The organism is Sphingoaurantiacus capsulatus (genome assembly GCF_042648405.1).
Classification (GTDB): Bacteria; Pseudomonadota; Alphaproteobacteria; order Sphingomonadales; family Sphingomonadaceae; genus Sphingoaurantiacus; species Sphingoaurantiacus capsulatus.
The window spans coordinates 390,811-417,470 of sequence record NZ_JBHRXV010000004.1 but is presented as its reverse complement, the minus strand read 5'-3'; the positions used below and the strand labels follow the sequence as shown (position 1 = coordinate 417,470).

Annotated in this window: 27 protein-coding genes; 23 read left to right on the top strand and 4 right to left on the bottom strand. The window is 67.7% G+C overall.

The features are described 5' to 3' along the window. Nucleotides 1-3 precede the first annotated feature (3 nt). The 16 genes from ACFOMD_RS07250 (at nucleotide 4) to ACFOMD_RS07175 (ending at nucleotide 12,660) form a co-directional block, all read left to right on the top strand. Nucleotides 4-471, top strand: a complete 468-nt coding sequence (locus ACFOMD_RS07250; RefSeq protein WP_380859070.1) for a universal stress protein — start codon at nucleotides 4-6, stop codon at nucleotides 469-471. A 54-nt stretch (nucleotides 472-525) separates the two neighbouring features. Next, the gene (locus tag ACFOMD_RS07245; RefSeq protein WP_380859067.1) at nucleotides 526-1,080 is read left to right on the top strand and encodes a NifU family protein; all 555 of its coding nucleotides are present in this window, start codon (nucleotides 526-528) and stop codon (nucleotides 1,078-1,080) included. Continuing rightward, nucleotides 1,080-1,676, top strand: coding sequence for a malonic semialdehyde reductase (locus ACFOMD_RS07240; protein ID WP_380859064.1), 597 nt, complete (start codon nucleotides 1,080-1,082; stop codon nucleotides 1,674-1,676). The genes ACFOMD_RS07245 and ACFOMD_RS07240 overlap by 1 nt, the downstream gene beginning before the upstream one ends. Further along, the gene (gene tsaB / locus ACFOMD_RS07235) at nucleotides 1,676-2,296 is read left to right on the top strand and encodes a tRNA (adenosine(37)-N6)-threonylcarbamoyltransferase complex dimerization subunit type 1 TsaB (RefSeq protein ID WP_380859061.1); all 621 of its coding nucleotides are present in this window, start codon (nucleotides 1,676-1,678) and stop codon (nucleotides 2,294-2,296) included. Before ACFOMD_RS07240 ends, tsaB begins: the two co-directional genes overlap by 1 nt. Continuing rightward, on the top strand, nucleotides 2,293-2,757 hold the full coding sequence (locus ACFOMD_RS07230; protein ID WP_380859058.1) for a GNAT family N-acetyltransferase: 465 nt from the start codon (nucleotides 2,293-2,295) through the stop codon (nucleotides 2,755-2,757). Before tsaB ends, ACFOMD_RS07230 begins: the two co-directional genes overlap by 4 nt. A 109-nt stretch (nucleotides 2,758-2,866) precedes the next feature. Further along, nucleotides 2,867-3,283, top strand: coding sequence for a MucR family transcriptional regulator (locus tag ACFOMD_RS07225; RefSeq protein WP_380859055.1), 417 nt, complete (start codon nucleotides 2,867-2,869; stop codon nucleotides 3,281-3,283). Between the two features lie 75 nt (nucleotides 3,284-3,358). Next, entirely contained in the window at nucleotides 3,359-3,787 is a 429-nt protein-coding gene (locus ACFOMD_RS07220) for a Fur family transcriptional regulator (protein WP_380859052.1), read from the top strand. 41 nt (nucleotides 3,788-3,828) lie between these two features. After that, nucleotides 3,829-4,593: a lysophospholipid acyltransferase family protein gene (locus tag ACFOMD_RS07215; protein ID WP_380859049.1), complete on the top strand. Its 765-nt coding sequence runs from the start codon at nucleotides 3,829-3,831 to the stop codon at nucleotides 4,591-4,593. Nucleotides 4,594-4,638: 45 nt separating this feature from the next. Then, nucleotides 4,639-5,961 carry a tRNA (N6-isopentenyl adenosine(37)-C2)-methylthiotransferase MiaB gene (gene miaB / locus ACFOMD_RS07210; protein WP_380859046.1) on the top strand — a complete coding sequence of 441 codons (1,323 nt, stop codon included), beginning with the start codon at nucleotides 4,639-4,641 and terminating at the stop codon, nucleotides 5,959-5,961. Beyond that, nucleotides 5,961-6,971, top strand: a complete 1,011-nt coding sequence (locus tag ACFOMD_RS07205) for a PhoH family protein (RefSeq protein ID WP_380859043.1) — start codon at nucleotides 5,961-5,963, stop codon at nucleotides 6,969-6,971. The genes miaB and ACFOMD_RS07205 overlap by 1 nt, the downstream gene beginning before the upstream one ends. Beyond that, complete coding sequence (gene ybeY, locus ACFOMD_RS07200) at nucleotides 6,958-7,473, top strand: rRNA maturation RNase YbeY (protein WP_380859040.1); 516 nt, start codon at nucleotides 6,958-6,960, stop codon at nucleotides 7,471-7,473. Before ACFOMD_RS07205 ends, ybeY begins: the two co-directional genes overlap by 14 nt. Before the next feature lie 2 nt (nucleotides 7,474-7,475). Further along, nucleotides 7,476-8,375, top strand: a complete 900-nt coding sequence (locus tag ACFOMD_RS07195) for a hemolysin family protein (RefSeq protein WP_380859037.1) — start codon at nucleotides 7,476-7,478, stop codon at nucleotides 8,373-8,375. Then, entirely contained in the window at nucleotides 8,372-9,919 is a 1,548-nt protein-coding gene (lnt, locus tag ACFOMD_RS07190; RefSeq protein WP_380859034.1) for an apolipoprotein N-acyltransferase, read from the top strand. Before ACFOMD_RS07195 ends, lnt begins: the two co-directional genes overlap by 4 nt. A gap of 79 nt (nucleotides 9,920-9,998) precedes the next feature. Then, the gene (gene metK, locus ACFOMD_RS07185) at nucleotides 9,999-11,165 is read left to right on the top strand and encodes a methionine adenosyltransferase (protein ID WP_380859031.1); all 1,167 of its coding nucleotides are present in this window, start codon (nucleotides 9,999-10,001) and stop codon (nucleotides 11,163-11,165) included. Nucleotides 11,166-11,248: 83 nt separating this feature from the next. Beyond that, nucleotides 11,249-11,932, top strand: coding sequence for a tRNA (guanosine(46)-N7)-methyltransferase TrmB (gene trmB, locus ACFOMD_RS07180; RefSeq protein WP_380859028.1), 684 nt, complete (start codon nucleotides 11,249-11,251; stop codon nucleotides 11,930-11,932). A gap of 14 nt (nucleotides 11,933-11,946) precedes the next feature. Further along, nucleotides 11,947-12,660 (top strand): dienelactone hydrolase family protein, encoded by a 714-nt coding sequence (locus tag ACFOMD_RS07175; RefSeq protein ID WP_380859025.1) that lies wholly within the window; start codon nucleotides 11,947-11,949, stop codon nucleotides 12,658-12,660. Nucleotides 12,661-12,666: 6 nt separating this feature from the next. On the opposite strand, the gene polA is transcribed toward ACFOMD_RS07175, so the two are convergent. After that, nucleotides 12,667-15,462: a DNA polymerase I gene (gene polA, locus ACFOMD_RS07170; RefSeq protein ID WP_380859022.1), complete on the bottom strand. Its 2,796-nt coding sequence runs from the start codon at nucleotides 15,460-15,462 to the stop codon at nucleotides 12,667-12,669. Nucleotides 15,463-15,583: 121 nt separating this feature from the next. On the opposite strand from polA, the gene ACFOMD_RS07165 reads away from it, so the two are divergent. Beyond that, nucleotides 15,584-16,630, top strand: a complete 1,047-nt coding sequence (locus ACFOMD_RS07165; RefSeq protein WP_380859020.1) for a right-handed parallel beta-helix repeat-containing protein — start codon at nucleotides 15,584-15,586, stop codon at nucleotides 16,628-16,630. Here the strand turns inward: ACFOMD_RS07165 and ACFOMD_RS07160 are convergent. Next, nucleotides 16,627-17,907 (bottom strand): dipeptidase, encoded by a 1,281-nt coding sequence (locus ACFOMD_RS07160; protein WP_380859017.1) that lies wholly within the window; start codon nucleotides 17,905-17,907, stop codon nucleotides 16,627-16,629. The genes ACFOMD_RS07165 and ACFOMD_RS07160 overlap by 4 nt on opposite strands. Then, nucleotides 17,904-19,526, bottom strand: a complete 1,623-nt coding sequence (nadB, locus tag ACFOMD_RS07155; protein WP_380859014.1) for an L-aspartate oxidase — start codon at nucleotides 19,524-19,526, stop codon at nucleotides 17,904-17,906. Before nadB ends, ACFOMD_RS07160 begins: the two co-directional genes overlap by 4 nt. 140 nt (nucleotides 19,527-19,666) lie before the next feature. On the opposite strand from nadB, the gene ACFOMD_RS07150 reads away from it, so the two are divergent. The 6 genes from ACFOMD_RS07150 to ACFOMD_RS07125 all read left to right on the top strand — a co-directional run bounded on the left by ACFOMD_RS07150 (nucleotide 19,667) and on the right by ACFOMD_RS07125 (nucleotide 25,631). Beyond that, entirely contained in the window at nucleotides 19,667-20,749 is a 1,083-nt protein-coding gene (locus tag ACFOMD_RS07150) for a serine hydrolase domain-containing protein (RefSeq protein WP_380859011.1), read from the top strand. 83 nt (nucleotides 20,750-20,832) lie between these two features. Further along, nucleotides 20,833-21,894, top strand: coding sequence for a DUF898 family protein (locus tag ACFOMD_RS07145; RefSeq protein ID WP_380859008.1), 1,062 nt, complete (start codon nucleotides 20,833-20,835; stop codon nucleotides 21,892-21,894). Beyond that, nucleotides 21,891-22,943, top strand: coding sequence for a M48 family metallopeptidase (locus ACFOMD_RS07140; RefSeq protein WP_380859005.1), 1,053 nt, complete (start codon nucleotides 21,891-21,893; stop codon nucleotides 22,941-22,943). Before ACFOMD_RS07145 ends, ACFOMD_RS07140 begins: the two co-directional genes overlap by 4 nt. A 98-nt stretch (nucleotides 22,944-23,041) precedes the next feature. Continuing rightward, entirely contained in the window at nucleotides 23,042-24,517 is a 1,476-nt protein-coding gene (locus ACFOMD_RS07135; protein WP_380859002.1) for a cytochrome ubiquinol oxidase subunit I, read from the top strand. Next, nucleotides 24,517-25,518 (top strand): cytochrome d ubiquinol oxidase subunit II, encoded by a 1,002-nt coding sequence (gene cydB / locus ACFOMD_RS07130; RefSeq protein WP_380858999.1) that lies wholly within the window; start codon nucleotides 24,517-24,519, stop codon nucleotides 25,516-25,518. The genes ACFOMD_RS07135 and cydB overlap by 1 nt, the downstream gene beginning before the upstream one ends. Beyond that, nucleotides 25,518-25,631, top strand: coding sequence for a DUF2474 domain-containing protein (locus ACFOMD_RS07125; protein ID WP_380858996.1), 114 nt, complete (start codon nucleotides 25,518-25,520; stop codon nucleotides 25,629-25,631). The genes cydB and ACFOMD_RS07125 overlap by 1 nt, the downstream gene beginning before the upstream one ends. Before the next feature lie 100 nt (nucleotides 25,632-25,731). Here the strand turns inward: ACFOMD_RS07125 and ACFOMD_RS07120 are convergent, their stop codons facing one another. Then, a complete protein-coding gene (locus ACFOMD_RS07120; protein ID WP_380858993.1) occupies nucleotides 25,732-26,655 on the bottom strand; it encodes an ABC transporter ATP-binding protein in 924 nt (307 codons plus the stop codon). Nucleotides 26,656-26,660 lie beyond the last annotated feature (5 nt).

Sequence of the window (26,660 nt, the reverse complement as noted above, 5' to 3'; positions counted from 1 at the left end):
GTCGTGCCTGATCGTCCCCGCTCCTATCTCGTCGTCGTTGACGATACCCCCGAAAGCCGGCTGGCGCTTCGCTTCGCGGCGAAGCGCGCCGCGCGTAACGCCGGCCATGTCTCGGCGCTGCACGTCATCCCGCCCACCGATTTCATCCAGTGGGGTGGCGTTCAGGACGTGATCGAAGCGGAGGCGCAGGAGAAGGCCGAGGCGATGCTGGGCGAGCTCGCCGAGGCCGCGCTGACCGAAACCGGCATCCGCCCGTCGATCTTCGTGCGCTCGGGCAAGCCGACCGAGGAAGTCCGGAAGGCGATGGACGCCGACTCCAACCTCCATCTGCTGGTGCTCGGCGCCGCGTCGAAGGGCGCGCCGGGGCCGCTGGTCGCCTTCTTCTCCGGCGAGTCGGCGGGCGAACTGCCCTGTCCGGTGCTGATCGTGCCGGGCGGCCTCGACGAACCATCGCTCGAACGCCTTGCTTGATCTTCGCAAGCCCACGCGCCACATGCGCGGGAAGTAATTGAAGGCGGCTTTCCCATGTTCATCGAAACCGAGCGCACGCCCAACCCGGCGACGCTGAAGTTCCTGCCCGGCCGCGACGTCACGTCGGGCGGCACCGCCGACTTCCCCGATCCTGAAAGCGCAGAAGGCTCGCCGCTCGCCGCCGCGCTGTTCAGCCTCGGCGATATCGAGGGCGTGTTCTTCGGCAGCGACTTCGTCTCGGTAACCAAGGCGGAAGGCTCGGCCGACTGGTCGAGCCTCAAGCCACAGGTGCTCGGCATCCTCGTCGACCATTTCGCCAGCGGTGCGCCGCTGCTCGCCGCCGCGGAGGTTGAGGAGGCGCTCCACGACGATCCCGCTGATGCCGACATCGTCGCGCAGATCCGCGACCTCATCGATACCCGCGTCCGCCCGGCCGTTGCCAACGACGGTGGCGACATCATTTATCGCGGTTTCGACAAGGGTGTCGTTTTCCTGCGCATGCAGGGCGCCTGCGCCGGCTGTCCGTCCTCGACGGCGACCCTGAAGAACGGCATCGAGAATCTGCTCAAATATTATGTCCCCGAAGTCAGCGAGGTCCGTGCCGTCTGATGTCCGACCCTATCCTGTCCGATCGCGACCTCGACACCATCTTCCGCAGCGCCCGCACCTATTACAGCTGGGCCGACACGCCGGTGACCCGCGTGCAGATGCAGGCGATCTACGATCTGGCGCGCATGGGCCCGACCTCGGCCAACGCGTCGCCGGCCCGCTTCATCTGGTGCGAGAGCCAGGAGGCGAAGGAAAAGCTCGGCGCCTGCGTCAGCGACGGCAACCGGCCGAAAGTGCTCGAGGCGCCGGTGACCGTGGTCATCGGCATGGACATGGAATTCTACACCAAGCTCCCCGAACTGTTCCCGCACGACCAGACCGCGCGGACCTGGTTCGAGGGGCATGACGGCGTGGTCCGCGACACCGCCTTCCGAAACTCGTCGCTGCAGGGCGCCTATCTGATCATGGCGGCGCGCGCCGTCGGGCTCGACTGTGGCCCGATGTCGGGCTTCGACAAGGCGAAGGTCGACGCGGCGTTCTTCGCCGGCACGAAGGTCGAAACCAATTTCATCTGCTCGATCGGCCATGGCACCGACGAGAAGCTGTTCCCGCGCCTGCCGCGCCTCGCCTTCGAGGAGGCCTGCGAAATCCGCTGATGGAGCTGGCGATCGAAACCGCGCTCCACGCCTGCTCGGCGGCGCTCATCGATCGGGGGCGGATCGTCGCCGAGCGGCATGAGATCATCGCGCGCGGCCATGCCGAGCGGCTGGTGCCGCTGATCGCCGAGTTGCTGGCGGAAGCCGGCGTCACTCGCGCCAACCGCATCGCCGTCGATGTCGGCCCCGGCAGCTTCACCGGCATTCGCGTCGGCCTCGCCGCCGCCCGCGCCTTCGGCCTCGCGTGGAAGGCGCCCGTCGACGGCTTCACTTCGACCGCACTGGTTGCCGCCGGCGTGTTCGCCGACCATCCCGACATCGACCGCCTCTACGTCGCCTTCGACGCCTCGCGCGGCGAGGTCTATGCGCAAGCCTTCGATCGCGATGGCAGGGCGGGGCCGCTCGATGCGCTCGCGCCCGATGCCGCCGCCGCGGCGGCGCCGGGGCGAACCGTCGCCGGGTCGGGCGCAGCACTGCTCTCGGCGGTCGATCCGTCGCTCGCCGTCATCGATCATCCATGGCCGCGCGCCGCCGACGCCCGGCATTTGCCCGCCGCCGCGCGAGGTGAGGCGGCCCGGCCGCTCTATATCCGCGCGCCCGACGCCAAGGTGCCGGCATGAGCATCCGCCTCGCGCTCGCCGGGCCGCGCGACGTGACGCGCATGGGGCGGATCATGGAGACCTCGTTCGACCCGCGCTTCGGCGAGGCGTGGAACGCGATGCAGCTGGCCGGCGCGCTCGGCATCGCCGACACTTGGGGGCAATTGGGCTTCGACAAGGAAGACGCGTTCGGCTTCTCGCTCACCCGCCGGGTGATCGACGAGGCCGAGCTGATGCTGGTCGCCGTCCTTCCCGGCGAGCGAGGCCGGGGTCTTGGTCGCCGGCTCGTCGAAGGCGCGATGCACAAGGCGCGGCAGCGCGGCGCCCACAAGATGTTCCTTGAAGTACGGGACGGCAATTCGGCCGCCTTTTCGCTCTACGAAAGCTTGGGCTTTTCGGAAGCGGGGCGGCGTCAGAATTATTACAGCGGAGATATGGGCGAGCGTTTCGACGCAATCACCATGCGCCGCGACTTGATCTGATCTCGCGAATATTCTGCTTTTTAATGTCGCAGGACTTGCCAGGCAGGCACGCTTAATATTAAGCGCTCCCCCACAAATCCTCTCACCATGTATTTCAGGGAGACGCGACATGGACGACCGTAATAACGCGCACAACGAGCTGCTGACGCTCACCACCGAGATCGTTTCGTCGCACGTCGCCAACAACACCGTCGCGGTTTCGGACCTGCCGAACCTGATCGACAATGTTTTCTCGACGCTCGCCCGTCTCGGCACCGACGCCAAGGCCGAAGCGCCGAAGCAGGAGCCGGCGGTTTCGATCCGTGCGTCGATCAAGCCGGACTACATCGTCTGCCTTGAAGACGGGAAGAAGCTGAAGATGCTGAAGCGGCATCTGATGACCCACTACAACATGACCCCCGACGAATATCGGGCGAAGTGGAATCTTGCCGCCGACTATCCGATGGTCGCCCCCAACTATGCGGCCCAGCGCCGCACGCTGGCCAAGAAGATCGGCCTCGGCACCAAGCGCGGCGCCAAGCGCTAACCCTTATCGTTATCGATTGCGGGCGCCGCGGCAGATGCTCTGGCATTTGCCGCGGCGCCCTTTTACATACGGGCCATGACCGGTCGCATCGATCTCGAGGCGCTTTGCGCCGAAAAAGGCCTCCGCATTACCGAACAGCGGCGCGTGATCGCGCGCGTGCTGTCGGATGCACTCGATCACCCCGATGTCGAGGAGCTACATCGCCGCTCCGTCGCCATCGACCCGCATATCTCGATCGCCACCGTCTATCGCACGGTGCGGCTGTTCGAAGAGGCGGGCATCCTTGAGCGTCACGACTTCCGCGACGGCCGCTCGCGCTACGAGACGGTGCCCGACGAGCATCACGATCATCTGATCGACGTCGAAAGCGGCAAGGTCATCGAATTCCACGATCCGGAGATCGAGGAACTGCAGCAGCGCATCGCCGAGCGGCTCGGCTATCGCCTCATCGACCACCGCATGGAGCTCTATGCCGTGCCGGTCGGGTCGCCGCGCAAGGGTTGACGCCCGCCGATCCCGATCGGCCGCCGCCGCCCCGCTGGGGCATGGCCAAGGGCGCGCTCGCCATCGCGCTCGGCGCCGCGGCGCTGGTTCCCGCGCAGCTGCTGCTTCGCAACGCCAGCCCCGGCCTGCCGCCCTATCTGCCGCGCCAGTTCCACAAGCTGCTGCTCGCGGGGCTCGGCGTCCGCGTGCGGCTGCACGGGCAGGCGGCGCGCAAGGGCGGCGTGCTGTTCGTCGCCAATCACCTGTCCTGGGCGGACATCCCGGTGCTCGGGTCGAAGCTGCTTGGCAATTTCGTCGCCAAGGCCGAAGTCGGCCAGATGGGGCCGGTCGGCTGGTTCGCCGGGCTGCAGCAGACCATCTATGTTGACCGCGAGCGCAAGCGCACCACCGGCGATCAGCGCAACGCGGTGGCCGAACGGCTGGCGGCGGGCGCCAACGTCTTCCTGTTTCCCGAAGGCACTACTGGCGACGGTGTCGACATCCTGCCGTTCAATTCCTCGCTGTTCGCCGCGGTGGAGGGCGTTGAGGACGCGCTCGTCCAGCCGGTCAGCCTCGCCTACACGCGCATCCGCGGCATGCCGATCACGCGGCGCCGCCTGTCCGAGGTGGTGTGGCTCGGCGACACCGGCATGGGCGAACATGCCGCCGATTTCCTGCGGCTCGGGCAGGTGACGGCGGAGATCGCCTGCCACCCGGCGGTGCGTCCGCAGGATTTTCCCGATCGCAAGGCGCTCGCCCGCCACTGTCAGGCGCAGGTCGCCGCCGGCTATGCATCATTGATGCGGGGTCTCGATGTTCCCTTGTGAGGGGCCTTCGCCTATACGGGAATCGTATCCGGCGATGAGTAGTTCGTGACCAAACCCCAGACCTATTTCGTGAAGACGTTCGGCTGCCAGATGAACGTCTATGATTCCGAGCGGATGAGCGAATTGCTCACCGCCGAGGGTATGCGCGCGGTCGACAACAGCGACGATGCCGACCTCGTCGTGCTCAATACCTGCCACATCCGCGAAAAGGCGGCGGAGAAGGTCTATTCGGACATCGGCCGGCTGAAGGCGTCGAAGCGGCCGAGCGGCGTCAAGCCGATGGTCGCCGTCGCCGGCTGCGTCGCGCAGGCGGAGGGCGAGGAGATCGTTCGCCGCGCCCCCGCCGTCGATGTGGTTGTGGGTCCGCAGGCCTATCACCGCCTGCCGGAAATGCTCGCGCAGGCGGCGGAAGCGCGCGCGGTCGATACCGATATGCCGCTCGAATCGAAATTCGCGGTGCTGCCGCGCCGCGCCAAGCAGTCCGGCCCGTCGGCATTCCTGACCGTGCAGGAAGGCTGCGATAAATTCTGCACCTTCTGCGTGGTGCCTTACACCCGCGGCGCCGAGGTCTCGCGGCCGGCTGAAGATGTGATCGCCGAGGCACGGATGCTCGTCGAAGGCGGCGCGCGCGAGCTGACCCTGCTCGGCCAGAACGTCAACGCCTTCAACGGCTCGGGCGTCGGCTTCGCGCAATTGATCCGCGAGATCGCCGCGATCGAGGGGCTGGCGCGGCTGCGCTACACCACCTCGCACCCGCGCGACATGGACGACGATCTGATCGCCGTGCATGCCGAGGTGCCGGAGCTGATGCCCTATCTCCACCTGCCGGTGCAGTCGGGGTCGAGCCGCATCCTCAAGCGCATGAACCGCGCGCACACCGCTGAATCCTATCTGGCGACGATCGAGAAGCTGCGCGCGGCGCGACCCGACATCGCGCTGTCGGGCGACTTCATCGTCGGCTTCCCCGGCGAGACCGAGGCGGATTTCGAGGACACGCTGTCGATCGTCCGCGCCGTCGGCTACGCGCAGGCCTATTCGTTCAAATATTCGTCGCGGCCGGGTACACCCGCTGCCGGCATGGACGGCCACCTCGACGAAGAGGTGAAGTCGGAGCGGCTGGCGCGGTTGCAGGCGCTGATCGTCGAGCAGGCGTTCGCGTTCAACCGCGCCACCGTCGGCCGCCGTGTCGAGGTGCTGATGGAGCGGCAGGGCAAGAAGCCCGGCCAGCTCATCGGCAAGTCGCCCTATCTGCAATCGGTTCATGTGATGGCGCCCGGTCTCGCCATCGGCGACCTCGTCGAGGTCGAGCTCTTGTCGGCCGGTCCCAACAGCCTGGAGGGCGCCTTGATCCAGAAAGCCGCGGCCTAGTGGCCAAGAAACCCGTGTCGCCCGCCCCGCGCGCCGATGAGCGCGCCCGGCTCGAGATCGAGTTCGACAAGCCGCAGCTGCTCGGCGCCTTGTTCGGCCAATATGATCAGAACCTGATCGCGATCGAGAACCGGCTCGGGGTCTATATCGCGGCACGCGGCAACCGGCTGTCGATCGAGGGCGAGGCCGAATCGGCGGCGCGCGCGCGCGACGTGATGACCAGCCTCTACAACCGGCTCGCGCAGGGCCAGCCCGTCGATATCGGCGATGTCGAAGGCGCCATCTCGCTGTCGAACGATCCGTCATTGGAAGGCCTCGTGCGTGCTGCCGACGGTTCGGCGGCGGCGGTGGTGATCCGCACCCGCCGCAAGACCATCGTGCCGCGCTCGCCGACGCAGGTGCGCTACATGGAAGCGCTCAACCGAGACGACGTGATCTTCGCGCTCGGGCCGGCGGGTACCGGCAAGACCTATCTGGCGGTGGCGCAGGCGGTGCAGCAGCTCGTCGCCGGCTCGGTCGACCGGCTGATCCTGTCTCGCCCGGCGGTCGAGGCCGGCGAGCGGCTCGGCTTCCTGCCCGGCGACATGCGGGAGAAGGTCGACCCCTATCTCCGCCCGCTCTACGACGCGCTCTACGACATGCTGCCGTCGGAGCAGGTCGAGCGCCGCATCGCCAGCGGCGAGATCGAGATCGCGCCCTTGGCCTTCATGCGCGGCCGCACGCTGGCGTCCGCCTTCGTCATCCTCGACGAGGCGCAGAACACGACGCCGCTGCAGATGAAGATGTTCCTGACCCGATTCGGCCAGGGCTCGCGCATGGTGATCTGCGGCGATCCCAACCAGGTCGACCTGCCGCCGCAGACCCGTTCGGGCCTCGCCGACGCGGTCGAGAAGCTGGAGGGCGTGCAGGGCATCGCCACGCTGCGTTTCGCCACCTCGGAAGTGGTGCGCCACCCGATCGTGGGCCGCATCGTCGACGCTTATGACGGGCCGCTCGATGCTGGTCGTTGAGGCGGAGGTCGCCGGTGGTGACTGGGATCCCGACATAGGCTGGGCGGCGCTCGCCGCCCGCGCCGCCGAGACCGCGCTCGCGCTGACCCCGCATGCGGGGCTCGCCGACGCGTCCTTCGCCGCCGAAATCTCGGTGCGGTTCACCGACGATGCCGAGGTGCGGCAGCTCAACGCCGCCTATCGGAATAGGGACAAGCCGACCAACGTATTGTCCTTCCCGATGGTGCAGGCCGACCTTCTCGACACGCTCTCGAACGGCGACGACGGCGAAGTGCTGCTCGGCGATATCGTGCTCGCCGCCGAGACGGTGACGGCCGAAGCGGCGGCCAAGAACATCGCCGCCGACACGCACGCCATCCACCTCATTGTCCACGGGACATTGCACCTGCTAGGTTATGATCATGGAACCGACGACGCCGCCGAGCATATGGAGGGCATCGAACGCGATGCGCTGGCCCGGCTCGGACTGCCCGACCCTTACGGCCTCGATGACGGGGCCTGACCGTGGCTGACCCTTCCAGTAGCGACGAGATCGGACAAAGAGTTTGGCGCTTCCTGCGCCTGCTCGTCACCGGTCGCAGCGACGAAGCCTCGCTTCGCGAACAGATCGAGGAAGCCATCGACGAGCGCGCGGGCGATGCCGAGAACGGCGACGACCTCAGCGCCGCCGAGCGGCAGATGCTCAAGAACCTGCTCCATTTCGGCGAACGGCAGATCGACGACGTCGCGGTGCCGCGCGCCGACATGATCGCCTTCGAGGCGTCGGGCAGCTTCCAGGGGTTGGTCGAGCTGTTCCGCGAGGCCGGCCACAGCCGCGTGCCGGTGTTCCGCAACAACCTCGACGATGTGATCGGCATGATCCACATCAAGGACGTGTACGCGCGCCTTGCCGAGGAGGGCCGCGCCGCCGTTGTCGACCCGGAGGCGCTGCTTCGCCCGGTGCTGTTCGTGCCCGCCTCGATGGGCGTGCTCGACCTGCTGGCGCGGATGCGCCACGCCCGCACCCACATGGCGATCGTCATCGACGAATATGGCGGTACCGACGGTCTCGTCACCATCGAGGATCTCGTCGAGGAGATCGTCGGCGACATCGAGGACGAGCATGACGAGGCCGAGGAAGGGCTGAAGGCGCTCGGCGACGACATGTACGAAGCCGACGCTCGCATCGAGCTGGCCGAGCTTCAGGCGACGCTCGGCGTCGTGCTCGATGAGGATGAGGAAGACGAGGTCGATACCGTCGGTGGCATGGTGTTCATGCTCGCCGGGCGCGTGCCGCCGGTCGGCGAGACCATCGTCCATCCGAGCGGCTGGCGCTTCGAGGTGATCGCCGGCGACACCCGCCATATCCAGCGCGTCCGCATTCATCCGCCCGAAGTCGCTCGCCAAGAGGCTGCCGCCGAGTGAGCCGTACAGCGGGGCTCGACTGGCTGGCGCGCCGCACGCCGCGTCAGCGTCTCGCGCTCGCCTTCGCGGCGGGCCTCGCCAGCGCATTGGGCTTTTCGCCGATCGACATCTGGCCGCTGACGCTGGCCGGCCTCGCGCTGCTCCTGCTGCTGATCCCGCACGCGACCAGCCTGCGGAACGCGCTGGCGCTCGGCTGGTGGTTCGGTTTCGGCCACATGCTCGCCGGCCTCTACTGGATCGCGCAGGCGTTCAACTTTCAGGACAATATGCCTGCCTGGTCCGGCTGGGTGGCGGTGGTACTGCTGTCGGTGCTGATGGCGATCTACCCGGCGGCGGCGACCGGGATCGCGTGGCGCTTCCGCGACGGGCTCGCCCGCGTGCTGGCGTTTGCCGGCACGTGGATGCTCGCCGAATGGCTGCGCGGCTATCTGTTCGGCGGCTTCCCATGGAATCCGCTCGGCGTGGTGCTGTTGCCGCTTTTCCCGACCGCGCAAGCGGCGAGCCTGATCGGCGGGCTCGGCCTTTCCGGGCTGGTAGCGCTGACCGCCGGCGCCATTGCCCTGCTGCTGCGCGACCGCGCGTGGCGCTTCGCCGCCGCCATTGCGGCGATGCTGGTTGCGGCGACGATCTATGGCCTCGTCATCCTTGGCCAGCCGATCGCGGCCACTGATACGCGCATCCACATCGTCCAGGCCAACATCAGCCAGGCTGACAAATGGCGGCCCGATGCCGAGGAAGCCAACCTTCGCCGCTATCTGTCGCTCAGCGGCGCGGCGAAGACCGACGGCGAGCCGAGTCTGCTGCTCTGGCCCGAAGCGGCGGTGATCGGCCTGATCGACGAGGAGCCGTGGCTGCGCCGCCGCCTTGCGCGCGCGCTGGGGTCGGGCGATCTGCTGCTGACCGGCGGCGTGCAGGCGATCCGCGGGCCGACCGGCCGTGCGATCGCCGCGCACAACAGCCTGTTCGTGCTCGACGAGCGCGCCGCGGTGCGGGGCCGCTATGACAAGAACGCGCTGGTCCCCTTCGGCGAATATCTGCCGTTGCGCGGCGCGATGGAGGCGATCGGTGTGGCCCGGCTGGCGCCTGGCGCGCTCGACTTCTGGCCGGGGCCGGGGCCGCGCACGCTCAGCCTCGCCGGCTTCCCCGCCGTCGGCCCGCTGATCTGCTACGAAGTCGTGCGCCCCGGCCATGTGGTAGCGCGCGGCGACCGTCCGGCATGGCTGCTCAACGCCTCGAACGACGCGTGGTTCTCCGATGCGGGCGCCTGGATGCACCTCGAGCAAGCGCGGCTGCGCGCCATCGAGGAAGGGCTGCCGATCGCCCGTGCCACGCCGACCGGCGTTTCGGCGGTGATCGACGCGCGGGGGCGGCTGCTGGCGACGCTTGGCCGGGGGAAGATGGGCACTTTGTCTGCCAACATCCCTGGCGCGGCGGCAGCCACGCCCTTCGCGCGCGGCGGTTCGCTGATCCCGCTGCTGCTGGCGGCGCTGCTGCTGGTCGCCGCGATGCTGACGGCGAAGCGCAGCTTCCAGTCAAACATATAAACATATCTTTATACGCCCTTGTCGGCGGGCCTCACGAACGCTACACGCTCCCCGCATCTTACCAATTTCGGGGAATCCCATGCGCAGCTCGTACCTGTTCACGTCGGAGTCGGTGTCGGAAGGCCATCCGGACAAGGTTGCGGACCAGATTTCGGACGCGATCGTCGACCTGTTCCTGGCGAAGGACCCGGTGTCACGCGTGGCCTGCGAAACCATGGTCACCACCAACCGCATCGTGCTCGCCGGCGAAGTGCGCTGCGCCCAGGACATCAGCCTCGCCGAGATCGAGGCCGCCGCGCGCGCCACGGTGAAGCGCATCGGCTACGAGCAGCATGGCTTCCACTGGCAATATGCGGATTTCGCCTGCCACCTGCACGGCCAGTCGGCGCACATCGCGCAGGGCGTCGATGAATCGGGCAACAAGGACGAAGGCGCTGGCGATCAGGGCATTATGTTCGGCTTCGCCTGCGACGAGACGCCTGACCTGATGCCGGCAACGCTCTATTACTCGCACCGCATCCTCGAAAAGCTCGCCGCCGACCGTCACGGCAAGGTCGTCGACTTCCTCGAGCCCGACGCAAAGAGCCAGGTGACGCTGGCGTTCGAGAACGGCCGCCCGGTGCGCGCGACCAAGGTCGTCGTGTCGACCCAGCATGCTGTCGGCTGCGACCAGAAGAAGCTCCGCGACTATGTGAAGGGCGTCATGAACGACACCCTGCCGCAGGGCTGGATGCCGAACGACGAGGACGCGATCTTCGTCAACCCGACCGGCCTGTTCGAAATCGGCGGCCCGGACGGCGACGCCGGTCTGACCGGCCGCAAGATCATCGTCGACACCTATGGCGGTGCCGCACCGCACGGCGGCGGCGCCTTCTCGGGCAAGGACCCGACCAAGGTCGACCGCTCGGCCGCCTATATCTCGCGCTACCTAGCGAAGCAGGTGGTCGGCGCCGGCCTTGCCAAGCGCTGCACCATCCAGCTCAGCTACGCGATCGGCGTCGCCGAGCCGCTGAGTTTCTACGTCGACACGCACGGCACCGGTACCGTCGGTGACGATGTGCTCGAGAAGGTGTTGCCGGAATTGGTACGGCTGACGCCGAAGGGCATCCGCACCCACCTCGGCCTCAACAAGCCGATTTACCAGCGCACCGCCGCCTACGGGCATTTCGGCCGCGCCACCGACGCCGATGGCGGCTTCTCGTGGGAGAAGCTGGACCTCGTCGAGCAGCTGCGCGCCGCCGTCTAAACCGGCCGCGAAACCTGATCAACGTCACCCCCGCTACGTGCGGGGGTGACGTTTTTCATTTGGGGCGATAGTCAGCGAGCCGAATGTCGGGCGATCCCACCACCATCCGCCGTCTTTACGGCCGCCGTCAGGGTCATGCGCTGCGCCTCGGCCAGCAGGCGCTGGTGGACGAGGTGCTACCGCGCGTCGCGGTGCCTGAAGAGGGCCCGCTCGATTCGCGGGCGCTGTTCGGCGACGACCGCCCGTTGTGGCTGGAGATCGGCTTCGGCGCCGGCGAGCATCTGGCGGGACAGGCGGCGGCGAATGCGCACGTCGGCCTGATCGGCTGCGAGCCCTTCCTCAACGGCGTCGTCGGCGCGCTCGGCCATATCGAGCGTGAGGGGCTGCCCAATGTCCGCCTGAGCATGGGCGATGCGCTTCGCGTGCTCGAGCGGCTGCCCGATGCCAGTCTCGACCGCGTTTTCCTGCTGCATCCTGATCCCTGGCCGAAGGCGCGCCACGCCAAGCGCCGCTTCATGAATCCGGGGCCGCTCGACGTGATCGCGGCGAAGCTGAAGCCCGGCGGCGAGTTTCGCTTCGGCACCGACCATCCGATCTATTGCCGCTGGGCGATGATGCAGATGGACCGCCGCCGCGACTTCGACTGGCTGATCGAGACACCGGCCGATTTCCAGCATCGCCCCGCCGACTGGCCGCAGACCCGCTATGAGGCGAAGGCGCGGCGGCTCGGCCATGAAGTCTGGTATTTCCGCTATCGCCGCAATTGAGGGAGCCTGCGACCATGCCGACCGCCACCATCGACTATCGTGACGGCGATACCGTCTGCGAAGCCTATGTGTCGCACGACGGCAAGGGCGGGAAGCGGCCGGCGGTGCTGGTGGCGCACCAGTGGGGCGGGCAGGGGCCGAACGAGCGCGCCGCCGCCGACCGGCTGGCCGCGCTCGGCTATGTCGGCTTCGCGGTCGATGTTTACGGCAAGGGCCGGCGCGGCGAGCCCGGCGGCGACAACGGCTATCTGATGGCGCCGTTCATGGCGGATCGCGCCGCGCTGCGCGCCCGTCTGCTCGCCGCCGTCGAGGCGGCGCGGTCGCACGAGGCGGTCGATCCGGAGAAGATCGCGATCATCGGCTATTGCTTCGGTGGCCTCTGCGCGCTCGACCTCGCCCGCGCCAACGCACCGGCCTTGCGCGGCGCGGTCAGCATCCATGGCATCTTCCCGCCGCCGAACCTCGGCCCGCAGGCCGACATCGACGCCAGCGTCCTCATCCTGCACGGCTGGGAAGACCCGCTGGCCAAGCCCGACGAGGTACTCGGCGTGGCCAAGGAGCTGACCGACGCCAAGGCCGACTGGCAGCTTCACGCCTATGGCCATGCGATGCATGCCTTCACCGCGCCGACCGCCAACGCGCCGGAAAAGGGCCTCGCCTACGACCCGAAGGCCGCGGCGCGATCATGGGCGTCGATCGAGGCGTTCCTCGCGGAAGTTCTCGCCTAGCGCGAGTTAGTGCGCCGCGCCCCAGCTGGGGCCGGTGCCGATCTCGACGCCGAGCGGCACGCTCAGCTCGACCGCGGGCCGGTGCGCCGATTCCATCACCGATCGGATCACCGGCGTCGCCGCCTCGACATCGCGCTCGGGCACCTCGAACACCAGTTCGTCGTGCACCTGCAGCAGCATGCGCACGCCCGTCAGCCCCGCCTCGGCGAGTGCCAGCGGCATGCGGATCATCGCCCGCTTGATGATGTCGGCGCTGGTGCCCTGCACCGGCGCGTTGACCGCCGCGCGCTCGGCGAACTGCCGCTCCGCCGGATTCTTCGAATGGATCAGCGGCAGGTTGGTGCGCCGCCCGAACAACGTCGTGACGAAACCGGTCTCGCGGCAGCCGTTGATCGTCTCCGCCATGAAATTGCGGATGCCGGGGAAGCGCGCGAAATAGGCGTCGATGATCCGCTGCGCCTCGCCGCGATCGAGCCCGAGCCGATTGGCGAGGCCGAAAGCGGAGATGCCGTAGAGGATGGCGAAGTTCACCGTCTTGGCGCGCCGGCGAGACTCCTGCGGGTCCATCTCGGTTCCGAACACCTCGCGCGCGGTCAGCGCGTGGATATCCTCGTTGTTCGCATAGGCGCGCTTCAACTCGGGCACGTCGGCCATGTGCGCGGCCAGCCGCAGCTCAATCTGGTTATAGTCGGCGGCGAGGATCACATGCCCTGGCTTCGCGACGAAGGCATGGCGGATCTGCCGGCCGATCTCGGTGCGGATCGGGATGTTCTGCAAATTGGGATCGGTCGATGACAGGCGGCCGGTCTGCGCCACCGCCATCGAGAAGCAGGTGTGGACGCGCCCCGTCTTCGGGTTGATCGCCGCCTGCAGCGCGTCGGTATAGGTCGACTTCAGCTTGGTGAGCTGCCGCCAGTCGAGCACCTTCTGCGCGATCACGTGGCCTTGGCCGGCCAGCTTCTCGAGCTCGTTGACGTCGGTGGCATATTGCCCCGACTTGCCGCTCTTCTTGCCGCCGGAAAGCTGCATTCGTTCGAACAGCACTTCGCCGAGCTGCTTGGGCGAGCCGATCGTGAAGGGGCCGCCGGCAAGGTCATGCACCTCTGTTTCAAGGGCGGCGATTTCGGTGCCGAAGGTCGCCGACAGCCGGGCGAGCGCCTCGCGGTCGACCTTGATGCCCTCCAGTTCCATGTCGGCAAGGACCGGCAGCAGCGGCTTGTCCACGGTCTCGTAGGTGCGCGTCACCTGCTCGGCCGACAGGCGCGGGCGGAACAGCCGGTGCAGCCGCAAGGTCACGTCGGCGTCCTCGGCGGCATAGTCGGTGGCGCGTTTGAGCGGCACCTGGTCGAAGGTGCACTGGCTCTTGCCGGTGCCACACACCTCCTTGAACGGGATCGGCGTGTGACCGAGATACTTCTCCGACAGCTCGTCCATGCCGTGGTTGTGCTTGCCGGCGCTGAGCGCGTAGGACAGCAGCATCGTGTCGTCGAAGCCGGCGAGATCGAGCCCGTGACGCTTCAGCACGACGAGGTCGTATTTGAGGTTCTGGCCGACCTTCAGTACCGCCGGATCGACAAGCAGCGGCCCCAGCTTTTCCTTCACGTCCTGCCAAGCGAGCTGGTCGACCTTCTCGGCGAGCAGCCCTTCGCCCTGCACATGCGCGACCGGGATATAGCAGGCGAGGCCGGCGTCGAGCGCGAGGCTGACGCCGACGAGGTCGCAGCGCACCGGGTCCTTGGCGGTAGTCTCGGTATCGATCGCCACCACGCCCCGCGCGCGGGCCTCCGCCAGCCACCAGTCGAGCCGGTCGAGCGTGATCACCGTCTCATACTCGGCGTGGACGAACGGCTTCTCCGGTTCATCCGGCTGCGCTGCCACCTCGGCCGCCTGGCTCTCGCGGCCGAGCTTCGCCAGCATCGACTTGAAGCCCTGCTCGGCGAGGAAGGCGCGCAACGGATCATGCGGCGGGTCGCGCATCACCAGCTCGCCGAGCGTATGCGGCGGATCGAGATCGCATTTCAGCTCGACCAGCACGCGCGACAGCCGCGCCATTTCGGCATGCGCCTCCAGATTCTCGCGCAGCTTCGGCTTCTTGATCTGGTCGAGATTGGCGAGCACGCCCTCGACATCGCCGAACTGCTGTACCAGCTCCGCTGCCGTCTTCGGGCCGACGCCCGGCACGCCGGGCACGTTGTCGACGCTGTCGCCCATCAGCGCCAGCACCTCGCCGAGCTTCTCCGGCGGCACGCCCCATTTGGCGGTGACGGCCTCGACGCCGTAGCGCTCGTTCTTCATCGTATCGAGCATGTCGACATGGGGCGTGACCAGCTGCATCAGATCCTTGTCGGAGCTGACGATGGTGACGTTGTAGCCGGCGGCGGTGGCCTGCGCGACGTAGCAGGCAATGATGTCGTCCGCCTCGAACCCCGACATCTCGATGCAGGGCACCGAAAAGGCGCGCACGGCGTCGCGGATCAGCGGGAACTGCGGCAGCAGATCCTCGGGCGGCGGCGGCCGGTTCGCCTTGTAGTCGGCGTAGAGCTCGTTGCGGAAATTGTCCTTCGCCGCATCGAAGATCACCGCAAGGTGCGTCGGCTCCTCGGCGCCGTGCAAATCCTCGATCAGCTTCCACAGCATCGCGGTGAAGCCATAGACCGCGTTGACCGGGGTGCCCGCCGGATTGTTGAGCGGCGGCAGCCGGTGATAGGCGCGGAAGATGAAGCCCGACCCGTCGACCAGATAGAGATGCTTCTGCTTCGCCGGTGCGGGCGCGGCGGCGGTGTCGTCGGGTGCGGTAGCCATGCCCCGATGTAGCGCTTCGCCGGCCGGATTGCGACCGTCTCCGAACGCAGATGCACAGGCGTTCCGATCGCGCTAAGAGGGCGCGGGGTAGAGGATTCTTCGGGGGCTTTCGATGCGCGTGGTGAAATGGCTGCTTCTGCTGGTCGTGCTGGCGGTGGCCGGTGTCGCCGGCTGGTGGATGATGCGCCCCGAGGCCGCCAAGGCGTCGCCGACGCACCCGCAATGGGTACGCGAACTCGATGCCGCGCGCACCGACACGCCCGGCGCCGGCATGCCCTTCATGCTGCAAAGCGGCGGTGCTTTCCCGAAGCTGGCCGATGCCGTGCGGGCCGCGCGCGATACCGACACCATCACCGTAATGCCCGGCACCTATGAGGATTGCGCGGTGATTTCGCGCGGCCGCCTGACGCTGCGCGCGATGATCCCGGGCACCGTCACCTTCCGCGGCAAGACCTGCGAGGACAAGGCGGCGCTGGTGGTGCGCGGAGACGAAGCGATCGTCGAGGGGCTGCGCTTCACCGGCTACAAGGCCGCCGACGGCAACGGCGCCGGCATCCGCCTCGAAAAGGGCGACCTCACCATCGAGTCGTCGACCTTCGAGGACAGCGAGAACGGCATGATCAGCGGCAACGGCCAGGAAGGCCGCGCCACCATCGAGCGCTCGATCTTCCGGCGCCTCGGCAAATGCCGCCCCGACAATTGCTCGCACTCGCTCTACATGGGCCGCTTCGCCGGGCTGACGGTGAAGGAGTCGCTGTTCGAGGAAGGGCGCGGTGGTCACTACATCAAGGCGCGTGTCCGCGAGGTCGATATCCAGGACAATCTCATCGACGACAGCAAGGGCGAGGAAACCAACTACCTCATCGACCTGCCCAACGGCGCGACCGGCACCATCCGCGGCAACGCGATGATCAAGGGCATCACCACGCAGAACCGCTGCTGCGTCGTGGTGGTCAGCGCCGAGGTCCAGCAGAATGAGGCGACGGTGCTGGTCGACGGCAACCAGGTCGCCAATCTCGACGACCGGCCGGTGATCCTGCTTGCCGACTACAAGGGGCAGGCACGGCTCGGCGACAACCAGACGACCGGCTGGTTCATCGATCGCGCCGACTACAAGATAGCCGGCAAGTGCGTCGGCTGCGCACTGCTGAGCGGAAAGATCCTTTAGCGAGGCCGATCGTCGATCGCCGGCGGCGTTGCGGGCTTGTCGTCGATGCGCGTCTCGTTGGGGCCGCGCTCCTTTTGCAGCCGCGCGGCGACGACTTCCGCCTGACGCATCACGCGCAGGATATTGCCCTGCGCGATCTTGCCGAGGTCGGCCTCCGAATAGCCGCGGCGCAGCAGCTCGGCGAACAGGTTGGGCACCGCCGCCACATCCTCAAGGTCCACGGGCGTGTTCGGAATGCCGTCATAGTCGGAGCCGATGCCGATGTGGTCAATGCCGGCGACCTTGCGGACGTGATCGACATGGTCGGCGACCTGTTGGACGGTGGCGCGCGGGCGCGGGTTCGCCGCCACCCAGGCGTCGAGGGCCGACTTCACCGCCGCCGCGTCCGCGGGATTGCGCGATTTCAGCCGCGCTTCCTCGGCCGACTGGCGGGCATCCCATTCGGCGGTCGCCTGGCTGGTGAACGGCTGGACGAAGGTGACCATGATGACGCCGCCGTTCCCCGGCAGCCGCTTCAGCACGTCGTCGGGAACGTTGCGCGGATGGTCGGCGACCGCCTTGGCGTTCGAATGGCTGAAGATCACCGGCGCGACCGAGGCATCGATCGCGTCGTTCATCGTCGCCGGCGCGACATGGCTCAGGTCGACGAGCATGCCGAGGCGGTTCATCTCCTTGACCACCTCGACCCCGAACGGTGTCAGCCCGTCATGCTTCGGCGCGTCGGTGGCGCTGTCCGCCCAGTCGATGGTCTTCGAATGGGTCAAGGTCATGTAGCCGACGCCGAGCGCGTGCAGCTGACGCAGCACCGCGAGCGAATTGCCGATCGAATGACCGCCCTCGGCGCCCATCAGCGAGGCGATGCGGCCGCGCTTCATGATCCGCGCGGTTTCGGCGGCGTTCCCTGCGAACTCTAGCGCCTCATAGCGGTCGATCAGCCGGCGGGTGATGTCGACCTGCTCCAACGTCGCCTGCACGCCGTCGGGCCCGGTCATGCCGGCGTCGATATAGACCGACCAGAACTGCCCGCCGACGCGGCCGTCGCGCATCCGCTCGATGTCGGTGTGCCAGTCGCTGCGTTCGTTGTCGGGCAGGCGCTCGAAGGCGAAGCCGGCGGTCTTGCCGCGCAGCTTCTGCCGCACGCCCCACGGCACGTCATTGTGTCCGTCGATCACCGGCGTCTTCGCAAGGATCGCCTTGGCGCGCGTCAGATCGTCGGCCGGGGCGAAGCCGGTGGTCAGCAGCAGCGCGGCGGTGGCGAGCAGGATCGAGCGGGTCATGAGGTCTCCGGCAGGTCGGGCGTGAGGATCGTGTCGACAGCCTGCGGCAGCAGGCCGGGGTAGTCGAGCGTGTAATGAAGCCCGCGGCTTTCCTTCCGCGCCAGCGCCGACTGCACGATCAGGTCGGCGACGGTGACGAGGTTGCGCAGCTCGAGCAGGTTCGGATTGACGCGGAAGTTCGCGTAATATTCGGCGATCTCGCCCTTCAGCAGCGCGACGCGGTGCGCGGCGCGCTCCAGCCGCTTGGTCGTGCGGACGATGCCGACATAGTCCCACATGAAGCGGCGAAGCTCGGCCCAATTGTGGGTGACGACGATCTCTTCGTCCGAATCGGTAACGCGCGATTCGTCCCACGGCTGCACATCGGGGCGCGGCGCGGCGAGCAGGTTGCTGCTGAGAATGTCGTCGGCCGCCGCCTGCCCGAACACCAGGCATTCGAGCAGCGAGTTGGACGCCATGCGGTTGGCGCCGTGCAGGCCTGATTGCGAGACCTCGCCGATCGCATAAAGGCCGGGCAGGTCGGTGCGGCCGGCCAGGTCGATGTCGACGCCGCCGCAGGTATAGTGCGCCGCCGGCACCACCGGGATCGGCTGCTTGGTCGGGTCGATGCCCAGCTCGATCAGCCGGCGGTAGATCGTCGGGAAATGGCCGACGACGAAATCGGGATCGAGGTGGGTGACGTCGAGCAGCACATGCTCCAACCCCAGCCGCTTCATCTCATGGTCGATGGCGCGGGCCACCACGTCGCGCGGCGCCAGCTCCTCGCGCGCATCGAAGCGCGGCATGAAGCGCTCGCCGTCGGGCAGGCGCAGCTTGCCGCCCTCGCCGCGCATCGCCTCGGTGATCAGGAAGTTCTTGATCTGCGGATGGTAGAGGCAGGTTGGATGGAACTGGTTGAACTCAAGGTTCGACACCCGGCAGCCGGCGCGCCACGCCATCGCGATGCCGTCGCCGGTCGCGCCATCGGGGTTGGTCGAATAGAGATAGACGCGCGAGGCGCCGCCGGTGGCGAGGATGGTCGCGGGCGCCGCGAAGCGCTCGACCTGCCCGCTCTCGCGGTTGAGCGCATAGACGCCGTGGCAGCGCCGCGCGCCGTCGTCACCATTCGCCAGGTGCCGCTCGGTGATCAGGTCGACGCCGATCCGGTCGGGCACCAGGGTGATGTTCGGGTGCGCGCGCGCCGCCCGCTCCAGCGCCACTTGTACCGCCCAGCCGGTCGCGTCGTCGACATGGACGATGCGGCGGCGCGAATGGCCGCCCTCCTGGGTCAGGTGAAATCGCTCGCGCTCGCCGGGGTTGAACGGCACGCCGAGGTCGGCGAGGCGGGCGATGGCGGCGGGGGCATTCTCCACGACCAGTTCGACGGCGCGGCGGTCGTTGAGGCCAGCGCCGGCGACCATCGTGTCCTCAACATGGCTTTCGAAGGTGTCGCCCTTTTCCAGCACCGCGGCGATGCCGCCCTGCGCCCAGGCGGTCGACCCGGCGGAAAGCCCGCCCTTCGACAGCACCGCGACCTTGGCGCGGTCAGCAAGGTTCAGCGCCGCGGTCAGCCCGGCGGCGCCCGATCCGATGATGACGACATCATATTCCTGCGCCGCGGAGGGGACGGACTTGGCCATGCGCGGTGTGTAGCGTGACGCGCCGGCGGGTCAAAGGGGAGAGCGACTCGCCTTGCGCCGGCGCGTCACGCCCCGCAGGGGTAAGCTGGCCGATGTCGCGTACAGCCAAGAAGGGCAGGGCTCTTGGGGGGAAGATGCAAATGCTGAAGAACGTCATGCGAGCCGTCGGACTGATGTTCGCCGCGATGGCGACGCCGGTTGCCGGTCAGGCGCCGGCCGCGCCGGCAACGCGCGATCCGGCAACCCTGGAGGGGATGGACGCCGCGCTGCGCCGCGGCGAGTTCAAGCGCATTACCAGCGTGCTGATCGCTCGTGACGGCCGCCTGATCCACGAGGCCTATTTCGATGAGGGCGGGCGCGAAAAGCCGCGCGACACCCGGTCGGCGACCAAGACCGTCACCGGCATGCTCGTCGGCATCGCGATCGAGAAGAAGCTGATCGCCGGCGTCGCGGCGCCGGTGGTGCCGTTCTTCCCTGACCGCCAGCCACTCGACAATCCCGATCCGCGCAAGGCGCAGATCAGCGTCGAAGACCTGCTGACGATGAGTTCGCTGCTCGAATGCAACGACAGCAACAGCTTCTCGCGCGGCAATGAAGAGCGGATGTACCTCATCGAGGACTATGTGAAGTTCGCGCTCGACCTGCCGATCAGGGGCTTTCCGCCGTTCGAGGAGAAGCCCGCGGATCGCCCCTACGGCCGCGCCTTCAGCTATTGCACCGCGGGCGTGGTGATGCTCGGCGGCATCGTCGAGAAAGCCGCGAAGCAGCCGCTGGCGGATTTCGCGCGCGCCTCGCTCTTCGAGCCGCTGGCCATTCCGAAAGCCGATTGGCAGATCACGCCGACGGGCCTCGCGATGGGCGGTGGCGGGCTCCGCTTGCGAAGCGTCGATCTCCTCGGCCTTGCGCAGCTCTACCTCGACAAGGGGCGGCGGAACGGGCGGCAGATCGTTCCCGAAGCCTGGGTCACCGCCTCGACCACGCCGAAGGCGAACGCCCGCGAGAATGTCGATTATGGCTATCTCTGGTGGCTGGCGCCGTTCACGGCAGGCGGGCAACCGCACCGGAGCTGGGGCATGTACGGGATGGGCGGCAACAAGATACTGGTGTTCCCCGATCTTCGCGCCACCGTCGTCGTCACCAGCGAGAATTTCCGCGAGCGCGACGCGCACGCGCTCACCGACCGCCTGATCACCGAACATATCCTGCCGGCGCTGGGTCGGTAGCGCCTGCGCCGCATCCCTACGGTAGTGCCGCGGGTTGCGCGCGCCGCGCCGCCGGCTAGGCTGCGGATCGGGGGGAAGCGGGAATGGACGAAACGACCGGCAGCGCGCGCGACAGTTTCGCGTTCGACGGCAATATCGCCGACTATGCGCGCATCGCCTTCGTCAACCTGCTGCTGACCCTGCTGACCCTGCTGACGCTCGGCGTCTATGCTTTCTGGGGCTCGGCGCGGGCGCGGCGCTATCTCTGGGCGCACACCCGTTTCGTCGACGATCATCTCGAATGGACGGGCACGGGCAAGGAGCTGTTCAAGGGCTTCGTCGCCGTCTTCTTCCTCGTCATGCTCCCGCTGTTACTCATCAACCTGCTGCTGCAATCGGCGGTGATGCGCGGCGAGCCGCTGACGGCCGGGCTGCTCGGGCTCGGCTTCACGCTGTCGATCCTCTACCTTCTCGGCGTCGCGCATTTCCGCATGCTGCGCTACCGGCTCAGCCGCACCCTGTGGCGCGGCATCCGCGGCGGCAGCGACCGCGCCGGCTGGAGATATGGCGGCTTCGCGCTGGCGCGCGGCGCACTGCTGCTCCCGACCTTCTGGCTGACCCTGCCCAGCTACAATATCGCGCTGTGGAACCGGCGCTGGGGGGAGATGAGCTTCGGCCCCTTTCCCTTCGAGACGGCGGCGACCACGAAGGGCCTGTACAAGCGCTTCTTCGGCCTCTTCGGCCTTGCCATCCTCGGCTTCCTGGTGATGGGGCTCATGCTCGGCTTCATGGTCGCCGCCGGCGAAGCGCGGCTCGCCTCGACGCTGGTGACCGGCTTCATGTACCTGCTGTTCGCGCTGGTCGGCGCGCTCTACTTCGCCGTCTATTTTCGCAACGCGGTCGGCGGGCTGTCGCTCGGCGGATTGCACTTCCGCTTTCTCGCCAGCTCGGGTGACTGGGTGCGCTTCTTCGCCGGCAACTTGGCGCTGGTCGTGGTGACGCTCGGTCTCGGTGTGGTGCTGCTGCCCTATCGCAACTGGCAATTCTTCATCACGCATCTGGCCGCGACCGGTGGCATCGACGCCGATACACTCAGCCAGTCGTCCGCCCGCGCGCCGGGCGAGGGCGAAGGGCTGGCCGGCGCCTTCGAGATCGGGGCGATATGACCGCGACCGGGCATCTCTATGACGGCGTCACCGGCGTCCGCCGCGAGGCGCTGGTGCGGCGAGACGGCGACGCGCTGCACATCGAGGCGCGCGGCATCGAGCCGGAACGGGTGCCGCTCGCGCTGCTCCGCCACGCCGGTCAGCGCAGCACCGCCGACATCTGGTCGCGCACTGACAGGGTCGGCTGGCGGCTGACGCTGATCGATGCGCCCGCCGAACTGTGCGATGCGCTGCCGGGCCGCGACGGCTTCGAGGCGCGGCTCGACCGGATCAGCCTGCCCGCCGCCGTCGCCGCGGGCGCGGTGGCGCTGGCGATCGTTGCGACGGTGGCGCTGAAGTTCGTCGACTGGGTAACGCCGCTGGTTCCTGACCCGCTCGCCGATCGCATCGGCGCGGAAGCCGTCACGCTGCTTGGCCGACCGGGCCAGTGCACCGGCGCCGACGGGCAGGCGGCGCTCGACCGGCTGGTCGCGCGGTTGCAACCGGGCAAGCCGCCGATCCGTGTCCATGTCATCGACTCGCCGACGATCAACGCCTTTGCCGTGCCCGGCCGCCACATCGGCGTGCTGCGTGGGTTGATCAACGAAGTGAAGACCCCCGACGAACTCGCCGGCGTGCTCGCGCACGAGGTGGCGCACGTCGAGGGCAAGCATCCGCTGAAAGGCGTCATCCGTGCCGGCGCGCTCGCCTTCGTGCTGCAGAATGTCGGCGGCGACGCGGCGAGCATCGCGCAGACGGCGTTGCTCCTCACCTACACGCGCGGCGCCGAGACCGAGGCGGATGCGAAGGCGATCGTCGGGCTGAAGCGCATCGGCGTGTCGCCCAAGCCGCTCGCCGATTTCCTCAGCTACATCGGCGACCATGACGGGCAGGATTTGCAGGAGCAGGGCAATTGGCGCGTCGTACTGCGCTATGCCTCGACGCATCCGCTGACCGGCGACCGGCGGCGGATGCTGCTCGGCGCGGTTGAGCCGGGCCGCGCCTACGCGCCGGCGATGACGGCGGCCGAATGGAGCGCGGTGCAATCGATGTGCGAGCCGCGCCGCTGACGCCCTCGTCGCGGCGAGATGGCGCAGTCCGTTTCGCGTCCGAAGCGTTATAGAGGCCGCGGGACCGACGGCGGCCCCTCCGAGATCAGGAGGAACCCGTGTTTGACGACCTCGACGCCCTGTTGCTGGCGCGCATCCAGTTTGCGTTCACCGTGTCGTTTCACTTCATCTTCCCGGCCTTCTCGATCGGGCTGGCGAGCTATCTCGCGGTGCTCGAGGGCCTGTGGCTGAAGACCGGGCGCGAGGTCTACCTCACGCTCTTCAGATACTGGCTGAAGATTTTCGCCATCACCTTCGCGATGGGCGTCGTCTCGGGTATCGTCATGTCCTACCAGTTCGGCACCAACTGGTCGGTGTTCTCCGACCGCGCCGGGCCGGTGATCGGTCCCCTCATGGCCTATGAGGTGCTGACCGCCTTCTTCCTCGAGGCCGGCTTCCTCGGGGTCATGCTGTTCGGCATGGAGAAGGTGGGGAAGAAGCTGCACTTCATGGCGACGCTCGCCGTCGCCGTCGGCACCTTCATCTCGGCGTTCTGGATCCTGTCGGTGAACAGCTGGATGCACACGCCGCAGGGCTTCACCATCGGCGCCAACGGCCAGTTCCTGCCCGCCGACTGGTGGGCGATCGTCTTCAACCCGAGCTTTCCCTACCGCCTCGTCCACACCGTCATCGCCGCCTATCTGACGACGGCGCTGATCGTCGGCGCGGTGGGCGCGTGGCATTTGCTGAAGGCCCGGCGCAGCGAAGCCGCGCCGTCGGTCGAGCCGAATGGCTCGCCGGCCGCCGTGGCGAGTCCTCGGGCGAGCACGCCCGAGGCCGCCCGCACCATGTTCTCGATGGCGATGTGGATGGCAGCCATCGTCGCCCCCATCCAGATTTTCGCCGGCGATCTCCACGGCCTCAACACGCTCGAGCATCAGCCGGCGAAGGTGATGGCGATGGAGGGGCATTTCGACAGCCACCCGAATGGCGCGCCGCTGATCCTGTTCGGCCTCCCCGATCAGGACGCCGCCACCGTCCGCTACAAGGTCGAAATCCCCAAGGCCTCGTCGCTGATCCTGAAGCACGACCTCGACGCACCGCTCGCCGGGCTCGACACCGTGGCGCGCGAGGACTGGCCGCCGGTGCCGATCGTGTTCTGGTCGTTCCGGGTGATGGTCGGCCTCGGCTTCCTGATGCTCGGGCTCGGGCTATTCAGCCTGCTCGCGCGGATGCGCGGCAAGCTCTACGACTGGTCGCTGCTCCACCGCTTCGCGGTCGTGATGGGGCCCTCGGGCCTGATCGCGGTGCTCGCCGGCTGGATCACCACCGAGGTCGGCCGCCAGCCCTATACGATCTACGGCCTGCTCCGCACCTCGGCCTCGGCGTCACCGCTCGACGCGCCGGCGGTGGCGACCTCGCTGATCGCCTTCGTCCTCGTCTATTTCGCCGTGTTCGGCGTCGGCGTCTGGTACATCTTGAAGCTGATGGGCCATGCCCCACAAATCGGCGAGCCCGGCCTCGAAGCCGATCCCGACGGGCCGATCCGCAGCGCCGGCATCACCCCGGCCCCCTCTGTCGAAAGGGCACCCTGATGGGCATCGATTTCGATCTGACCATCGTCTGGGCGTTCATCATCGCCTTCGCGGTCTTCGCCTATGTCGTCATGGACGGCTTCGACCTCGGCGTCGGCATCCTGTTTCCGCGATTGGAAGGCGAAGAGCGCGCGGTGGCGATGAACTCGATTGCGCCGGTGTGGGACGGCAACGAGACCTGGCTGGTACTCGGCGGCGGCGGGCTGTTCGCCGCTTTCCCGCTCGCCTACGCGATCGTCATGCCGGCGCTCTATGCGCCGATCGTCGCAATGCTGCTGGCGCTGATCTTCCGCGGCGTCGCCTTCGAATTCCGCTGGCGCGATCCGCGTCACCAAGGCTTCTGGGACGCTGCCTTCTTCGGCGGATCGGTGGTGGCGGCGTTGGCACAGGGCATCGCGCTCGGCGCGCTGCTGCAGGGCATCGACGTCGACGGCCGCGCCTATGGCGGCGGCTGGTGGGACTGGCTGACCCCGTTCAGCCTGCTCTGCGGCATTAGCCTCGTGGCCGGCTATGCACTGCTCGGCGCGACGTGGCTGATCATGAAGACCGAGGCGGACTTGCAGGCAAAGGCCCGCCGCTACGCGCGCTGGGCCGGACTGCTGACCTTGGCCGGCGTCGGCGCGGTCAGCGCGGTGACGCCCTTCCTCGAAATCGAATATTATGCCCGCTGGTTCGCCTGGCCCAACGTGCTGCTGACCGCGCAGGTGCCGCTGCTGGTGGCGATCACCGCCTTTGCCTTCTGGCGCAGCCTCGCCAAGCGCGAATCTGCGCCCTTCCTGCTGGCGCTCGGCCTGTTCGCGCTCTGCTTCGTCGGTCTCGGCATCAGCATGTTCCCCTATGTCATCCCCAACGAGGTGACGATCTGGGCGGCCGCCGCGCCGGAGAAGAGCCAGGTGTTCATGCTGGTCGGCGCCGGGGTGCTGATCCCGATCATCCTGGCCTACACCGCCTATGCCTATTGGGCGTTTCGCGGGAAGGTCGGGGTGCACGGCTATCATTGATGGCGGAAGCACCGCTCCGCCGCCGGCTGCTGTGGTTCGTCGGCCTGTGGGTCGCGGGCGTCGCCGCGGTCGGCAGCGTCGCGTGGGTCATACGCTTGTGGCTGATGCCCTGACGCCCAACCCATCATCGTCATCCCCGCGAAGGCGGGGATCCATTCTCCGAAGCGTCGGCGGTAATGGATCCCCGCCTTCGCGGGATGACGAAAAAGGTGGCTAAGCGGCGACGGAGCGCGTCAGCGACAGGAACACGTCTTCCAGATCGGCTTCCTGCGTCGACACGTCGACGATGCCCAACCCCGCCTCTGTCAGTGCATGCAGCACTGCGCCCGCCTGCCGCTCGCGCTTGTCGTAGGTGATCGCGAGCTGGCGGGTGCCGCGTAGCTCGACCTTGCCGACGCCGAGATGGTCCGGCGCGAGGTCGAGATCGCGGTCGATGGTGACGACCACCACCTTCTCCTGCGCGGTCGCCAGCAGGGTGCGCGTCTCGTCATTGGCGACGACGCGACCGTGATTGATGATCGCGATGCGGTCGCACAGCGCCTCGGCCTCTTCCAGATAGTGCGTCGTCAACACCACCGTCGTGCCATAGCTGTGCAGCTCGCGGACATAGGCCCAGAGCTGCTGGCGAAGCTCGATGTCGACGCCGGCGGTCGGCTCGTCGAGCACGAGGATCGGCGGGTTGTGAACCAGCGCCTTGGCGACGAGCAGCCGCCGCTTCATGCCGCCCGACAGGGTGCGCGCATACGCGTTGGCCTTATCCTCCAGCCGCACCGCGCGAAGAATGTCCATCGTCCGCCGCTGCGCCTTCGGCACGCCGTAGAGGCCGGCCTGCAGCTCCAGCACCTCGAACGGCGTGAAGAAGGCGTCGAACACGATTTCCTGCGGCACGATGCCGATCGACGCCTTGGCGTTACGCGGATTGGCGTCGATGTCGAAGCCCCAGACCCGCGCCGACCCCGCGGTCTTGTTCACCAGCCCGGCGAGGATGTTGATCGTCGTCGACTTGCCGGCGCCGTTCGGCCCCAGCAGCCCGAACATCGACCCGCGGGGGATATCGAGGTCGATGCCGTGCAGCGCCACCTTGCCGTTGCCATAGACCTTCTCGAGGCCGCGGATCGAAATCGCCGGTTCGCTCATGGCCC

Excerpts from the sequence above, each read along its gene's own strand:
- ACFOMD_RS07245 (WP_380859067.1), top strand. The coding sequence starts at position 526 with ATGTTCATCGAAACCGAGCGCACGCCCAACCCGGCGACGCTGAAGTTC.
- ACFOMD_RS07240 (WP_380859064.1), top strand. The coding sequence starts at position 1,080 with ATGTCCGACCCTATCCTGTCCGATCGCGACCTCGACACCATCTTCCGC.
- tsaB (WP_380859061.1), top strand. The coding sequence starts at position 1,676 with ATGGAGCTGGCGATCGAAACCGCGCTCCACGCCTGCTCGGCGGCGCTC.
- ACFOMD_RS07230 (WP_380859058.1), top strand. The coding sequence starts at position 2,293 with ATGAGCATCCGCCTCGCGCTCGCCGGGCCGCGCGACGTGACGCGCATG.
- ACFOMD_RS07225 (WP_380859055.1), top strand. The coding sequence starts at position 2,867 with ATGGACGACCGTAATAACGCGCACAACGAGCTGCTGACGCTCACCACC.
- ACFOMD_RS07220 (WP_380859052.1), top strand. The coding sequence starts at position 3,359 with ATGACCGGTCGCATCGATCTCGAGGCGCTTTGCGCCGAAAAAGGCCTC.
- ACFOMD_RS07215 (WP_380859049.1), top strand. The coding sequence starts at position 3,829 with ATGGCCAAGGGCGCGCTCGCCATCGCGCTCGGCGCCGCGGCGCTGGTT.
- ybeY (WP_380859040.1), top strand. The coding sequence starts at position 6,958 with ATGCTGGTCGTTGAGGCGGAGGTCGCCGGTGGTGACTGGGATCCCGAC.
- metK (WP_380859031.1), top strand. The coding sequence starts at position 9,999 with ATGCGCAGCTCGTACCTGTTCACGTCGGAGTCGGTGTCGGAAGGCCAT.
- trmB (WP_380859028.1), top strand. The coding sequence starts at position 11,249 with ATGTCGGGCGATCCCACCACCATCCGCCGTCTTTACGGCCGCCGTCAG.
- ACFOMD_RS07175 (WP_380859025.1), top strand. The coding sequence starts at position 11,947 with ATGCCGACCGCCACCATCGACTATCGTGACGGCGATACCGTCTGCGAA.
- polA (WP_380859022.1), bottom strand. The coding sequence starts at position 15,462 with ATGGCTACCGCACCCGACGACACCGCCGCCGCGCCCGCACCGGCGAAG.
- ACFOMD_RS07160 (WP_380859017.1), bottom strand. The coding sequence starts at position 17,907 with ATGACCCGCTCGATCCTGCTCGCCACCGCCGCGCTGCTGCTGACCACC.
- nadB (WP_380859014.1), bottom strand. The coding sequence starts at position 19,526 with ATGGCCAAGTCCGTCCCCTCCGCGGCGCAGGAATATGATGTCGTCATC.
- ACFOMD_RS07150 (WP_380859011.1), top strand. The coding sequence starts at position 19,667 with ATGCTGAAGAACGTCATGCGAGCCGTCGGACTGATGTTCGCCGCGATG.
- ACFOMD_RS07145 (WP_380859008.1), top strand. The coding sequence starts at position 20,833 with ATGGACGAAACGACCGGCAGCGCGCGCGACAGTTTCGCGTTCGACGGC.
- ACFOMD_RS07140 (WP_380859005.1), top strand. The coding sequence starts at position 21,891 with ATGACCGCGACCGGGCATCTCTATGACGGCGTCACCGGCGTCCGCCGC.
- cydB (WP_380858999.1), top strand. The coding sequence starts at position 24,517 with ATGGGCATCGATTTCGATCTGACCATCGTCTGGGCGTTCATCATCGCC.
- ACFOMD_RS07125 (WP_380858996.1), top strand. The coding sequence starts at position 25,518 with ATGGCGGAAGCACCGCTCCGCCGCCGGCTGCTGTGGTTCGTCGGCCTG.
- ACFOMD_RS07120 (WP_380858993.1), bottom strand. The coding sequence starts at position 26,655 with ATGAGCGAACCGGCGATTTCGATCCGCGGCCTCGAGAAGGTCTATGGC.